Annotated in this window: 10 protein-coding genes; 3 read left to right on the forward strand and 7 right to left on the reverse strand. The window is 66.4% G+C overall.

What is annotated here, in order from left to right; genetic code table 11:
* The first annotated feature begins 50 nt into the window (after positions 1-50).
* Positions 51-500 (forward strand): nitroreductase family deazaflavin-dependent oxidoreductase, encoded by a 450-nt coding sequence (locus G6N68_RS27600; RefSeq protein ID WP_163719337.1) that lies wholly within the window; start codon positions 51-53, stop codon positions 498-500.
* Positions 501-576: 76 nt separating this feature from the next.
* On the opposite strand, the gene G6N68_RS27605 is transcribed toward G6N68_RS27600, so the two are convergent.
* Positions 577-855 carry a WhiB family transcriptional regulator gene (locus tag G6N68_RS27605; RefSeq protein WP_163719338.1) on the reverse strand — a complete coding sequence of 93 codons (279 nt, stop codon included), beginning with the start codon at positions 853-855 and terminating at the stop codon, positions 577-579.
* A gap of 389 nt (positions 856-1,244) precedes the next feature.
* Between G6N68_RS27605 and G6N68_RS27610 the strand changes: the two genes are divergently transcribed.
* Entirely contained in the window at positions 1,245-2,330 is a 1,086-nt protein-coding gene (locus G6N68_RS27610; protein ID WP_240355948.1) for a helix-turn-helix domain-containing protein, read from the forward strand.
* A gap of 402 nt (positions 2,331-2,732) precedes the next feature.
* Positions 2,733-4,907 carry a PE-PGRS family protein gene (locus tag G6N68_RS31705; protein WP_163719339.1) on the forward strand — a complete coding sequence of 725 codons (2,175 nt, stop codon included), beginning with the start codon at positions 2,733-2,735 and terminating at the stop codon, positions 4,905-4,907.
* Positions 4,908-4,915: 8 nt separating this feature from the next.
* On the opposite strand, the gene eccA is transcribed toward G6N68_RS31705, so the two are convergent.
* The 6 genes from eccA to G6N68_RS27645 are packed head-to-tail and all read right to left on the reverse strand — an operon-like array spanning position 4,916 to position 13,263.
* On the reverse strand, positions 4,916-6,760 hold the full coding sequence (gene eccA / locus G6N68_RS27620; RefSeq protein WP_163719340.1) for a type VII secretion AAA-ATPase EccA: 1,845 nt from the start codon (positions 6,758-6,760) through the stop codon (positions 4,916-4,918).
* Positions 6,757-8,298: a type VII secretion protein EccE gene (gene eccE, locus G6N68_RS27625; RefSeq protein WP_163719341.1), complete on the reverse strand. Its 1,542-nt coding sequence runs from the start codon at positions 8,296-8,298 to the stop codon at positions 6,757-6,759. Before eccE ends, eccA begins: the two co-directional genes overlap by 4 nt.
* Positions 8,295-9,932: a S8 family serine peptidase gene (locus tag G6N68_RS27630; protein WP_163719342.1), complete on the reverse strand. Its 1,638-nt coding sequence runs from the start codon at positions 9,930-9,932 to the stop codon at positions 8,295-8,297. The genes eccE and G6N68_RS27630 overlap by 4 nt, the downstream gene beginning before the upstream one ends.
* A complete protein-coding gene (eccD, locus tag G6N68_RS27635) occupies positions 9,929-11,431 on the reverse strand; it encodes a type VII secretion integral membrane protein EccD (RefSeq protein WP_163719343.1) in 1,503 nt (500 codons plus the stop codon). Before eccD ends, G6N68_RS27630 begins: the two co-directional genes overlap by 4 nt.
* Positions 11,428-12,411, reverse strand: a complete 984-nt coding sequence (locus G6N68_RS27640; protein WP_205351537.1) for a MinD/ParA family ATP-binding protein — start codon at positions 12,409-12,411, stop codon at positions 11,428-11,430. Before G6N68_RS27640 ends, eccD begins: the two co-directional genes overlap by 4 nt.
* Positions 12,412-12,429: 18 nt before the next feature.
* Entirely contained in the window at positions 12,430-13,263 is an 834-nt protein-coding gene (locus G6N68_RS27645) for an ESX secretion-associated protein EspG (protein ID WP_163719344.1), read from the reverse strand.
* Positions 13,264-13,346: the final 83 nt, after the last annotated feature.

Genomic DNA, 13,346 nt, shown 5'->3' on the forward strand with positions numbered 1-13,346 from the left:
CGTCCTAGCTGCGGAACCCTTTTCGACGCACCTCAACAAAGGAGCAACGCATGCTCGACCTCCAACCGCCGCGATTCCTCAAGCCGATGAACAAGGTGATGCTGGCGGTGCAGAAGCTCGGCATCCCCACGGGTCCCGCGATGGTCTTGACCGTGCCGGGCCGCAAGTCGGGCCGTCCCCGCAGCACGCCGATGACACCGTTCACCTTTCGGGGCGGGCTCTATGTGGTGGCTGGATATCCGGGCGCGGACTGGGCTGCGAACGCCCGGGCCGCCGGCACCGGCATCCTGTCGCGTGGTCGCAAGTCACGAAAGGTCAACATCGTCGAGCTCAGCGCCGACGAAGCGCGTCCGGTGCTGCGGGAGTTCCCCCGGCAGGTGCCGGTGGGGGTCGGTTTCGCCAAGCGATCGGGGATCGTCCGCGACGGCACCCCAGACGAGTTCGAGGCGCTGGCCGGACAGCTCGCCGTGTTCCGATTCGATTCCGCCACAACGACTTAACTAACAGGCCCCGAACAGCAAACAGCGCGAGGAATCATCGACTCCTCGCGCTGTCGCGTGACCGCTCTTGCGCCAGTTAGGCGGTCACTCGCTCACGTGCTGGGTGGCCGTTGCGCTCGGCCAGAGACCGCAACTGACCGAGCGCGAAGGCACGGCCGCGGCCACTCTCAGGGATGACGACGCCGGCCCAGAGGCCCTCTGCGCCCGGCAACTCGACCGCCTCGCGAGCGCATGCCCACCGCCGCGGGCACGCCCGGCACAGCATCTTCGCCTCGGCGTCGGGCGTTTCCGTCCAACGGTCGGGGTCTTGCGTGCACACGCCCAGCGGAACCTCGAACAAAGTTGTAGCGGTCATGTCGTTGCATCCTCCAAAAGGCGTTGCGGCTATCCGGCCGCTGCTGCGAACTGTATAGCACTAACTGTTGCAGTGCAACAGTTCTGATCCGCAGTGATCGAGCAGTGCTACGGCTTTCAGTTATGAGCCCCGAGCATACGTGGTGTTGCGTCATTTACCAGGGAATAGTCGCTGTCAATTAGCTGTGGATTGGCTCGGGAAACGCTGCAGTTTGGGCTCGACTACCGAACTGATGCGACACAACCCGTTCCGATTTCGATCGGTTCCAGGTACAGTCAACCGTAGCGTCAGTCGGGTTCACCTGAGCTTTGGGTGGACCAGAACCCGCCGCAGCTACGGCTACAAAAACGTAGCGATGTGACAGCCACACGAAGGGTGCAACGGTTAGCATGGCAGGAAGCGGAAACGAGCTGCTGCCCCCGCTGCTGGCCGGGTCCCAGACGGTCGGGCCCCAGCCGGGCGGGCCTCAGCAATCTCCGCATCGGCCGACCGCCGGTCCACACATCTCTCAGCCACACCTGCACCCCACTTCCGCAGACGGTCAGTGGCGGCTCGCCGACAACCGGCCCAACGGTATGTTCGTCGACGGCCGTCACGAGAATTCGGTAACCGCAAGCGGCACAACGGTCCGGTTCGGCGATCCCACTGGAGGCAATGCGTTGGCGTTCGAATCCAAGGAGCCCGCGGTCGACGGCCAGTCGGGGGATCACGACAACGAGACCGATCCGGGACTAGTGCGCGCCGGGGCAGCCGCGGCGGCACGTCGTCGCGAGCTCGACATCAGCCAGCGCAGTCTGGCGGCCGACGGGATCATCAACGCCGGCGCGCTCATCGCTTTCGAGAAGGGCCGCAGTTGGCCGCGCGAACGCACCCGAGCCAAGCTCGAGGCAGTGCTCCAATGGCCGCGCGGCACCATCGCCCGTATCCGCGAGGGCGATCGCGCCGTCCCGCAACAAGACCTTCCGACGGTCCCGCCGACGCCGACGTCCCCGCCCAAGGCCCCGGCGGCCAGCCCATCGCCACAGCCGTCGTCCAAGGAATCCGGCCCGGTGTCGTTGATTGCGCAAGCCGTGGCCGCGGCGGTCGACACCTGCACGCTCGCCATCGCAGCGCTGCCCCAGCCTCGAGATCCTGCCTTCACCGAACGGGCCGCGCCGATCCTCGCGGACTTGCGCCAGCTCGAGACGATCGCCGTCCAAGCGACCCGTATCAGCCGGATCACCCCGGAGCTGATCAAAGCCCTCGGCTCGGTGCGCCGTCTGCGCGACAAATTGATGACACTCGGAGCCACTGCCCCGGATGCGCCGTTGGCCCAGCGTTTATACGCCGCCCGCCGGCGCGCGAATCTTTCCACTCTCGAAACTGCCCAAGCGGCCGGGGTGAGTGAGGACACCATCATCCGCGCCGAGGCCGAGGAGGCTTTGTCGGCCAGCGATATCGAGGCGATCGAAACGCTGATTCGTCAGATCAACTAGGAGGCTCCGGGCAACCGCCAAAGCGGTGTGCTGGGGTCAAGCGGTCCGCGGAACGGCGGCGCCACGCTGGGCCTTCTGCTATCCGCACAACGGTCTTGCCGCGCGCGAAAAGTATTGCGCCCCTGCAAAATTCGTGAAGTTACCGCTATCATGCCGCTGTCCGGCTCAATGTGCGGGCCAAAGGTGCACACCCCCGAGCATCATCACCCGTTCGGGCTGACAACCCATAACGTCAAGAGCTGCAGTTCGGGGAACCGCCGGCAGGTGTCACCCAGTTTCTGGGCGCCGACCTCTCGCTCATCACCTATTTGAGTAGCCGACTACTGCATCTCGCGTCCTCGCCTGGGTTGACGCTCAGGGTGTGAGGTCTCTGCTTGGCCCAATTAAGTAGGTGGATAAGCAATGTCGTATCTCATCGCGGCTCCGGAGATCATGGCAGCGGCGGCAACAGAGTTTGCTCGCATTCATTCGGCAATGGAGGTGGCCTACCGGTCGGCTGCCCCCTCGGTTCTGGCGATGGCCCCTGCGTCCGCCGACGAGGTGTCGGTGGCGATCGCGCAGCTGTTCTCGCAGCAGGCCCACGACTATCAGGCGGCCGCCGTGCGGGCAGCGGCATTTCACGAGCAATTCCTGCAAACCCTGGCAACCAGCGCCAGTTCCTATGCCTCCGCGGAGGCGTTCGGCGTGGAGCAGTTGGTGCTTGGGGTGATTAACGCCCCCACGCAGTTGCTGTGGGGGCGTTCGCTTATCGGCGATGGAACCAACGGGACGCCGGGCACCGGGCAGGCCGGCGGGCCGGGCGGTTTGTTGTGGGGCAATGGCGGCAACGGCGGGTCTGGGGCGCCGGACGGGGTTGGTGGTAGAGGCGGGGACGCGGGATTGTTCGGCAACGGTGGTGCCGGTGGGGCCGGAGCGCCGGGTCAAGCCGGTGGTTGGGGCGGGCACGCGCAATTGTTCGGTAACGGCGGCAGGGGTGGAGCCGGCGGCGCTGGCCTCCCGGGGGCGGCCGGTGCGCCTGGTGAGCCGGGTGGGTTCGGTGGCCTCGGCGGTATGGGTGGCGGCGGCGGTGCTGGCGGGTTGCTGTGGGGCTACGGCGGGGCCGGTGGGGTGGGCGGACCGGGTGGTGTCGGCGGTACGGGCGGAGCCGGCGTAACAGGTGCGCCGGGGGTGTCTGGGGTCAACGGCGGCATGGGCGGCACCGGTGGCACCGGCGCACCGGGCGGCATGGGTGGTAACGGTGGCGGTGCGGGGATGCCAGGACAGACTCGGGCGTGGTGGACGTTGTTCGGCGGGGATGTAGCCAGCGGTGCGGCCGGGGCCGGCGGGCAAGGCGGCGAGGGCGGGGTCGGCGGCGACGGCGGTCCTAGCGCGGTGGGTCAGGGTGGTCATGGGGGACTGGGTGGACCGGGTGGTGAGGGCGGGGCCGGAGGCTACGGGTGGACCACGGCCCTCGATGTCACCGGCGGGCGGCCCGACAATGTCGCCGGCGGACAGGGTGGAATAGGTGGTGCCGGCGGTCAGGGTGGGGACGGCGGCGTCGGGTTTACTGCGAACCCGGGGGGCAGCGGCGCGGCCGGTGTCACCGGTGCGGCGGGCACGGGCCCGACCGGGCCCCTCGGCGGTCTGGGAGGTGCGGGTGGGGGCGGCGGCAATGGCGCCATCGGTAGCGGTGGCGTCACCGCAGTCATACCCGCCGGCGATCTCCCATTCCAGGTGGCGGTCAGCGCGGATACCGGCGCGGTCTACGTCACCAGCAACTCCTCTACCGGCGCGGTAACGGTGATCGATCCCGCCACTAACACCGTCACCGCCACCATTCCCGTCGGCTCCGTGCTGGACGGGGTGGCGGTCAGCCCCTCTGGGCCGAACGCTGGAACCGTTTACGTCGCTAGCCAATTCACCGATACGGTTGCGGTGATCGACCCCACCACCAACACCGTCACCGCCACGATCCCAGTTGGTGTCGCCCCCTTCGGTTTGGCGAGCAGCCCCACCGGCCCCGCCCCCGGCACCGTCTATGTCACCAACTATTCCAGCGACTCCGTGTCGGTGATCAACCCCACCACCAACACCGTCATCGCCACCGTCCCTGTCGGTGAAGCCCCGTACGGGGTGGCGGTCAGCCCCACCGGCCCCGCCGCCGGCAGCGTCTATGTCACCAACCAAATCGGCAACACGGTGTCCGTCATCGATCCTGCGACCAATACCGTCACCGCCACCATCGCCGTCGGCAACTTCCCGTCGGGATTGGCCATCAGGCCCGACACCGGCGCCATCTATGTGGCCAACCAATTCGGCAATACGGTGTCGGTGATCGACCCCGCCACCAACACTGTCACCGCCACTATCCCCGTCGGCAACTTCCCGACCGGGGTGGCCATCAGCCCCACCGCCATCTTCGTCACCAACACATTCAGCGGCACAATGTCGGTGATCGACCCGACCACCAACATGGTCACGGCCACCATCCCCGTCGGCAGCTTCCCATCCGGGGTGGCGGTCAGCCCCACCGGATCTGGCTTCGGCACCATCTACGTCACGAACGGAAGCACCAACAACGTGTCAGTGATCACCTAACCTAACGTTCAAAGCTGCACCGGCACATGCTTTTCCGCGCACGCGTCGGCGACGGCGGCAATCACGTCCTCGGCGCGTACCTGTTGCAGATCATCGACTGTCACCGAGCCCTTCGCGCTGCGGTGCTGGGCGGCCACCCGCGAGTCCCGTAGCCGCTCTGCCCGCTCGACGACGTTGCGGGCGAAGCGCCCGTTCTGCATGACGTCGATGCCGTGCGTGCCGTCCGCCGCGGTGTACGCACGCAGCGCCGTACACGCCTCGTTCAGCGCCTCGGCGGCCGCCGGCTCTACGGTGGTGGCGCGCGGCCGGCCGTACCGTACCGCGATTTCCACCAACTCGTTGGGTGTGTAGGACTCGAACCGCAGCTTGCGGTTGAAGCGGCCCGCCAAACCTGGGTTGACGGTGAGGAATTCGTCGATCTCTTTCTCATACCCCGCGCCGATGAAGCAGAAGTCGAACCGGTGCACCTCCAAGGCAACGAGCAGTTGGTTGACCGCCTCCATGCCGATCATGTCCGGGCGACCATCCTGGTGACGTTCGACCAGTGAATAAAACTCGTCCATGAACAGGATCCGGCCCAGCGATCGATCGATCAGTTCGTTGGTCTTGGGGCCCGATGCCCCGATGTGTTCGCCGCAGAAGTCGGCTCGCTTGACCTCGATGATCTCGGGATGGCGGACGATTCCGAGTCCGGCGTAGATCTTGCCCAAGGCCTCGGCGGTGGTCGTCTTTCCGGTGCCGGGCGGGCCCACCAACAGCATGTGGTTGGTCTGATTGGTCACCGGCAGGCCCGCCGCCAGGCGTAGCGCCCGCACCTCGATCTGGTCCTCGAGTTCGGCGACGGCGCGCTTGACCTCGGCCAAGCCCACCTGGTTGTCCAGCAGCGCACGACCTTCCCGCAGGAGTTCGTTACGCCGCTCTTCGCGTTCGGCTTCGCTTCGCTGCTGCGCCGAGCGCTGCGTGCTCACGTCCCACTTGTCGGTCCGGCTACGGATGGCTTCCTCGTCGGTGACCACCAGCTGCAGTCCGGGATCGGCCAGCGCCCGTTTGGCGGATTCGACGAGCGCCCCGTTGATCGTCGCCTTGGACAACCAGACCTGCGCCGCTTGCTCCTCACCGAGTTGGCGGTGCGCCATCCCGCGGATGTAGGCGAGGTCGGCCGCGATCAGCGGGAACTCGTTGGAATCGATGGCAGTGATGGCGGACTCGTTGCGTTGGCGATCCGATGGCGCGCGGCCGGAACGCACCTCGACCCGGTTGGTCCAGTCGAGTGCGACGCGCGCCTGGCCAAGGTGAGCCGCCGCGTGCGCCGCCAACGCACAGGTCGCCGCCGTCACCGCCGACATGATGATGGCCCGTGGCGGCAGGGTCGCGGCGGCAACCGCAACAACGTCCGACCAGCGTTGCGCCGCGTACATCAAGTAGACCTCGATGTACTGCTTCCACTGGTGATTCTCCCAAGTATCGAGCAAGGCTGAATCCGCCAACAGCGCTTCGGCTTTCGCGTATTGCCGATCATCGACGAGTGCACTCGCCAGCGCCAGCCCGGCATGTGAGGCCTCCGTCACCGAGATCGACAGGTACGGGCCCGCTTTGATCGGCGCGGACAACCGCACACCGAGTCGATTGGTCTCGCGGTGCAGCCGGCTTCCGTACGCGTAAAGCTGCTGCAACGTTGTCAGCGCGTCGTCCCCGGTGCCGACTCGGCCCAGCCACGCGTCGGCCATCGACGGGTCGATGTCGGTAGCATCACGAAAGCGTGCGCGGGCCGCCCCGGGATCGTTGTCTAGCAACGCCATCGCCTGGTCGAAGCACTTACGCGCGGCGGCCGTGGTGGTGCTGCTCGTCCTCATTGGTAGATGTCCACGGGCTCGCGCTCCAAGCTTGGCGACATGCTCGGGTCAGCAGAGACATAGCGGTTTTCGGCCCGAAAGAACTCAACCTCGACCGTGTGCCGTCGACCGGCGGCACGTACGTCCAGCGTTGCCGGATCAGTCTGGGCAATAAGCACATCGGCCATTCCTCGATACGGAACATCGGGGTTCCCCACGGAGATCAAGGTATTCGGGCGGGGCGAGGGTGTGACGGTGCCGTCCACCACGCTGACGGTGGTCCCGGCCGCCGGCTTGCTCCGATCGCTGACCACCACATCGGGCATGCGAACGCCGCTCCATCGCTGTGGGTTTCGCGTGTGAACGGTGATCCGTTCGCCGGCCCCGGCCAACCGGACCACGATGCGCTGGGCCACGGCGTCCTCCGCGGCGATGTGTACGCGGCTGAAATCCCCCGGGTCGTCTAGCGGCAGCATCAGCCGGTTACCGCCTTCGACCTTGCCGAGCAGCACGCCCGACGGGCCGATGGGGATGACGAGTGGACCCGTGAGCAAACCCCGACGGACGCCGCGCAACGCCGGCATCGGTCCGCACATGTTGGCCGCGATCGCCTGCGCCTGCTCGCCAGGCAGCGTCCGCATCAGCAAACTCGGGGGCGCCGTGGGCGGCTGAGCGCTGCGCACCGTCACGCTGGCGGTGACGGAGCCGTCTGCGAAAAGGCTTACGTTGTGCGTGATCCCGTCGGTTCGAAGTGACCAAGCCTGGGCCAACTTCTCCGTGGTGATGACGTCCGGTCGATACCAATATGTCGTCAGCCAACCGCCGTCGCCACGCACCGAGCGCCATCGGCGGTTCATGACCTGCAACGCGGAGCGCCCCAATCTGCGTTCCAGCTCGAGGATGTCGGTGGCTGTGGCCACCCTCGCCCGCAAGCCGCGCTGACGCATGGCGGCGCTGATCCGTTGTGCCGCCGCCACGGTGGCGGTGGCCACCGAACTACGCCACCGCAGCGCCTCGGCGTTGTCCGCCGCTTTGACGCGGATGATGAGCCACGTTTCGCGCCGTCCGGCGTAGGGCGGTGTGCCGATCAATGTGTCGTACACCCGTGGGTAGTCCCCGGTGCTACGCCGGCGAGATCCCGTCCCGACGACACTCAGTGAGTCCAGCCGCAATCCGAGGCTTTGCCTTAACAGCTCTCGTAATTCGGTGATGTCGACGGCATTCTCGGTACGTGCGCCGGCAGAGCCGGTGAACACCGTTGGTGTATGGGCCTTCCCGAGTAGTTGCACTGCGGCCACCGCAACGCCGTCCTGGAATCGGACGCCGCCTCCGGCGCGGTCGTTGGCCACGGTCAGCGGCTCGGACCAATCGATGGGTTGCTTGTGCTGCCACGCCAAGAGCAGCCACGACCACGCCGGCTGTCCGCGCCACGGGATCACCCCTACCGCGAGCCCGATAGCCGAACCCGTTGCGGCACCGAGGTAGCCGCCGACCGACCATCCGAGTATGAGGGCTACGAAAGTGCTGGCTACGACCGCCAGCCTGGTCGGGGCGGTCATCGTTGCCGCCGAGCCCGAGCGACCAGTGCTGTCACCGCGATCGCTGCCGCAACCACACCGGCGAAGGCGACCGCGATGTCGCGGGCGCGATGATCCGGCGGCGCTGGCGGGGCGGCCGGCACGACAATTCGGTTATGCGGCACGGCCGGAAGTCGGTCTCCCGCCGGAACGTCGAACGTCAGCGCGGCCACCGGATCCACGACCCCGTAGCCGACCTGATTGTCGACCCCACGGGGCGGATTGTGTGCCGTCCGGAGAATTCGGTTGATGATCTGATGCGCAGACAGCATTGGAAATTTTGCGCGCACCAGCGCGGCCACCCCACTGACATAGGCAGCGGAGAAGCTGGTGCCCCAGATCGGCATTGGTTTGTCGCCGGGCCGGATCGGCGGGTAAGCATTCACCGGCTGGCCGTTCGTCGGCGACAGGCCCAGGATTCCGACGCCGGGTGCCGCTGCCGCCACCCAAGGGCCGGCAAGACTCTTGCCGATGGGAGCGCCCGTGTTGTCCACGGCGCCCACCGACAACACGTAGTCGGCGAACCACGATGGTGATGACACCGTCTTGACCTGATGCCAATCGCGAGGATCGGTGGGATCGAGCGGATCGAACGACGGGTTCTGGGCACACCCGTCTTCGCTGTCATTGCCCGCTGCGGCAACGATTACCGCGTCTTTCACGGTTGCCGCGTACCACACGGCGGCCCCGATGGTGGCCTGATCCAGCGGATCGGCGGCCGGAACGCACGATGTCACGCTGATGTTGATCACCTTGGCGCCCAGGTTGGCGGCGTGCACGATGGCGCTCGCCAAGGTTGATATCGAGCCGGCCTTCTTGCGGACCTCCATGTCGCCGGGTCCCGGGTTGACCGGCTCGTAGGCCCGCGACGACTGACGAATGGAGATGATCACCGCATGCGGTGCGACGCCGATGACGCCGTCGGGTGCGCCGGGTGATGGCGGCGCCACCTCAGGGTTGTCAGGTGGGCCGACACCGGAATCCCCTGGCCCATTGGCGGGTTCGTCCGACGGCGGCGGTGGCGGTGCCGGCCTGGTCTCGGTGACGGTCACCGGGGTCGGTGGCGGAGGTGGCGCCGGCGGCGGCGGCTTGCCGCCCGGCGGCGCCGGCGCCGAGTCCGTCGGGGGCGGGCCCACCGGTGCCGGAAACGCCGGGTCGCTCGGCATCGCGGCCGGCATCGGAATGCCCTGCGGGGCAGCACCAATCACCGACGCCACGATGGTGCCGTGCGCGTCGCAGTCCAACAAACCGTCGCCGCCCATGATGTAGTCTCCGCCCGGTATCACTCGCAGCCGCGAACTGGGGTTGATCCCGGTATCGATGATCGCCACCGGCACACCGTTGCCGGTCGAGTACTGCCAAGCCTTGCTGACGTTCAGCATCGTGAAACCCGGTGCGGTGTTGCCGGCATTCGGGTCTGCGACGGTGATCGTTTGCGCGCACATGTTGCTTTGCCGCATGGGTTGGTCCGGTGCCGGTTTGCCGTCCACCGGTACCCGAGCGGGGTCGATGCTCGGTGGTGGTATTGCCTGTGCCGCCGTAAGACTCGGCAGCATGGCCGCGATCACGGTGGCGGTAGTCAAAGCGGTGATCCGGCGGCTCCATCTCGCTGTCATCGCATGCGCACCCAGGTGAACAGGCCGCCGATCCAGGCCGCTAGCGGAAAGGCGACGATAATCGCAGCGATTTCAAGCCATTCGGCGGTCATGCGTACCAGTGGGGTGAATCGGGTGACCGGAACAAGCAGCGCAGCTAGCAAGCCCGCGCCTCCGAAGGCACCCACTACGAGCGCACCCCAGGCCAGCGAGTACGGCGACGAAACCGGTTCCTGCACAGCGTACTTGACTACCCCGGCGCATGTCGCTGCGGCGGCCCCGCACACCAGCGCCACCGCCTGGCGCTTGTCCGCGAAGACCCGTCCGCGGCTTATGAAGATGGTGACGAACAGCCCGGCGAGCACCGTTGTGGCGGTGCTGCGATCACGTCCCGGCATGAGGGTTGCCCAGACGGCCGCAGGCAGGGCCAGCGCGGCCCCCACGCAGATGCCGGTGAGCACATCGTTGGCGCGGATCGCGGCCGCGGCGATCTGTGCTCCGCGGGGGGTGGTGTCCGGATTTGCGTCGTCGTCCGCGGCGGCATCACCATCGCTGACCGGCGTGACCGCATCGACGGGAAGGCCTGCGCTGCGTCGGAACAGATCTCGCCCGGTGATGGATCCGAAGTACGGCGGCCGAATCTGCGCCACCCACAATGCGACCGTCGGCGCCAACGTCAAGACGAACAGCAATGCGACCAGGGCGCACATGCCTAGCCACTGGGCCGGGATCGACCACCACATCCGAGCGCCGGCAATCGTCCCGGCGAGTGCACACAGGGTCACCACTGCCGCAGCCACCTTGACGTGGCGCTTCGTCGTCGCTGCGAGTACGCACGTGAGCACAGCGGCCGCCAGCGCCGCGATGAACTGGTGCGGAGCTCCGAGGTTTCCCGGCGGCACTGCACCCAGACTGACCGCCAGCGGCAGTACCGCAAGCCACCCGAACCCGTCGAGCATGTCAGCGCGATGGGGCCACCGACGCCACACCGCCACCGCTGCGCCCGCGGCCAGCAGACCCGCAATACCCGTGACGATGCTGGGCAACAGCGACTCACTCGAAATACGCTGCCGCAGCGCTAATCCCAGAATGGTGAGGGCACCCATGACCAGCATGGCCACCGCCGTGTGCGCCGCCGTCTGCGCTGTGACCGGCTCGAACATCTTCTTGCCGATCCGCGCCAAGCCGGTGGACAACGATTCGTACTGCGGCTCGAACGATTCGCCTTCGACCGCCGGCACCAGGGTCAGCGTGGCGCCGTCTTCGACGCCAAGTTCATCCAGGGTCTTGGTGATGTCCAGTCGCACGCCGTTGGTTTTGTGCAGTTCGTATCCCACACCTGCTTCGAGTCCATGGCAACCGCGACGCTTGAGTTCGTCGTTCAACAGTTCGACGACGTTGTCGATGAATGCTTCGATCGGCACGGACGCCGGATACACCTGCGATACCAGGTGTTCGCCGCACACCACGGCCACGGCGCAGCGCGCCGGAAAGGAAACCGTAGACGCCGACCGAGTCATTGCCGCGGCCTGTCAGCATCGGGAATGTACTTGTCGGCCAGCGTCGCGGTGATCTCGAAGAGCCGTAGCCGCGTCTTCTTCGTCAGCTCGTGTTGGGTGTCGATGATCCCGCCTTTGGCGAGGTAGGGATCGAAGGGCATGAATTCGACGGTCGCCCCGCATTGACCGAACCTCTCGGTCAGGTAGGTGCGAGCGTCCGCCTCGTATTTGTTGCGGCTGTCGTTCAAGACCACCATGCTGCGGGAGACCAATTCGTGGTAGCCCATCGACCGCAGCAGATCGATCGCCCGGGTGACGGGCAGGGAGGTGTCCGCGGTCAACCCGGACACGAATACCAGCGTGTCGCAGGAGTCGAGCACGGCCTTCATCACCGGGTGCTCGAGATCGTCGGAGGTGTCCACCACTATCACCGTGTGGGTGCGCCGCAGTCGTGCCAGTACGCCGGTGAACATCGAGGGCACCAGCGTCCGGGGTTGATCCGATGCGCGGTTGCCGGCCAGCACATCGAGCCCGATGTTGTTCTGCCCCAGGTGTTCCCGGATGTCCGCATAACCCTGAACGTCGGTGTCGTTCAGAACGGCCGAGTAGTCACCCGGCGGCGACTCGTCGATTCGCCCGGCCAGCGTTCCGAATCCGGGCGCCGCGTCGACGGCGACGACGTTGTCGGGCCGGCACTCTCGGAACGCCGCACCTATGCACGCCGTCATTGTGGTCTTGCCGACGCCGCCCTTTCCGGAGACCACACCGATCACGTATTGCTTACGGATGTGCCGCCGAATTCGCTCCTGCAATTCCCGGTAATGCCTTTCAGCCGGCGATTCACCGAGGTTCAGCTTCCGGCAAGAGGCACTGTAGAGGAACCTGCGCCAGCCCGAGTCGGGCGGAATTTTTCGCGGCGCGACCATATCTGATATCCGCAAGGTTTCGGATACGGAATTGTGTTCGGCTGGGTTTGTCGCCACACTCCACGAATTCGTCATGCTGCTGGGCCTCTCAAGCTAAACAACTTTGCGGTACGAAAACCATTCCTGCTCGGCAGGCAGACGCCGCACCATATGGTTGATCGCAACGCCGATGTTGCTTTTTGTTCCGGGGGCGATGATCATCCATTTCCCCCCTGCGGAATGGACATCCTCAGCCACGAGCCGTCCCTCCGGGGTGTCGATCACCGTCACCGCGCTCTCGTCCACGTGTGACCGGTGAAACTTGCCCGTCGAAACCCCGCACTGGATTGCGACGATCGAGGCCCGGGCCGATCTGTTCGGGTCGGCGGCGAGGAGCAAAGTACGCAACTGGTCGGGTTCGAGCCGTTGGTCTTCCAGGAATGTGGCCAAAGCCTTCCGGCTGGTGGCGGCCGCCCGCAGAGCTTCGGCGTCCAAGGTGACGGGGCGTAGCTGCGCGGGCTCGAGTTCTCCGCACAACCTCTCTACCTGGGTATTGAGCACTGCGCTTGCCGATGTCTCGGCGCCGGCGGTGCCGGCCGCGCTGATGCGGACGAGATCCGCCGAACGTTCCATGGCCACCCACCACTGCGCGAACCTGGCGAGCAGGGCTCGCGCCGGATCGTCGGCACCTGCCGTAGAGATCTGTACGAAGAGCGCGACGTCCCGCCGCGAAAGCACGGTCAGCCACTCGACCACGGTGGGGTCGACGTGATCCGACTCATCCACGACACCGGCGGCGCGCAGGTCGTCCATGATCGGATGAGCCAACGCGAGGTGCTTCGGCTCAACGCTGGGCAAGTGGGGACGCAACCCCAACTCGGGGGCTACGGTTTCGATGCCCGTCAGTACTTGGAGGGCCCATAGGCCGTCAATGGTCGTGGTCAACAAGGGTTTTCAGTCTTTCGCGCAAGTCCCAAAGCGCACGCCAGCACGTGCGCCTCGGTACCTCGTACACAGCGCTTCGGTGGCGT

The sequence above is a fragment of the Mycobacterium bourgelatii genome (assembly GCF_010723575.1).
GTDB lineage: Bacteria > Actinomycetota > Actinomycetes > Mycobacteriales > Mycobacteriaceae > Mycobacterium > Mycobacterium bourgelatii.

Bases quoted from the DNA above. Each gene is read 5' to 3' on its own strand.
- G6N68_RS27630 (WP_163719342.1), bottom strand. From the start codon at position 9,932: ATGACAGCGAGATGGAGCCGCCGGATCACCGCTTTGACTACCGCCACC.
- G6N68_RS27605 (WP_163719338.1), bottom strand. From the start codon at position 855: ATGACCGCTACAACTTTGTTCGAGGTTCCGCTGGGCGTGTGCACGCAA.
- G6N68_RS27640 (WP_205351537.1), bottom strand. From the start codon at position 12,411: ATGACGAATTCGTGGAGTGTGGCGACAAACCCAGCCGAACACAATTCC.
- G6N68_RS27610 (WP_240355948.1), top strand. From the start codon at position 1,245: ATGGCAGGAAGCGGAAACGAGCTGCTGCCCCCGCTGCTGGCCGGGTCC.
- G6N68_RS31705 (WP_163719339.1), top strand. From the start codon at position 2,733: ATGTCGTATCTCATCGCGGCTCCGGAGATCATGGCAGCGGCGGCAACA.
- eccD (WP_163719343.1), bottom strand. From the start codon at position 11,431: ATGACTCGGTCGGCGTCTACGGTTTCCTTTCCGGCGCGCTGCGCCGTG.
- G6N68_RS27600 (WP_163719337.1), top strand. From the start codon at position 51: ATGCTCGACCTCCAACCGCCGCGATTCCTCAAGCCGATGAACAAGGTG.
- eccE (WP_163719341.1), bottom strand. From the start codon at position 8,298: ATGACCGCCCCGACCAGGCTGGCGGTCGTAGCCAGCACTTTCGTAGCC.
- eccA (WP_163719340.1), bottom strand. From the start codon at position 6,760: ATGAGGACGAGCAGCACCACCACGGCCGCCGCGCGTAAGTGCTTCGAC.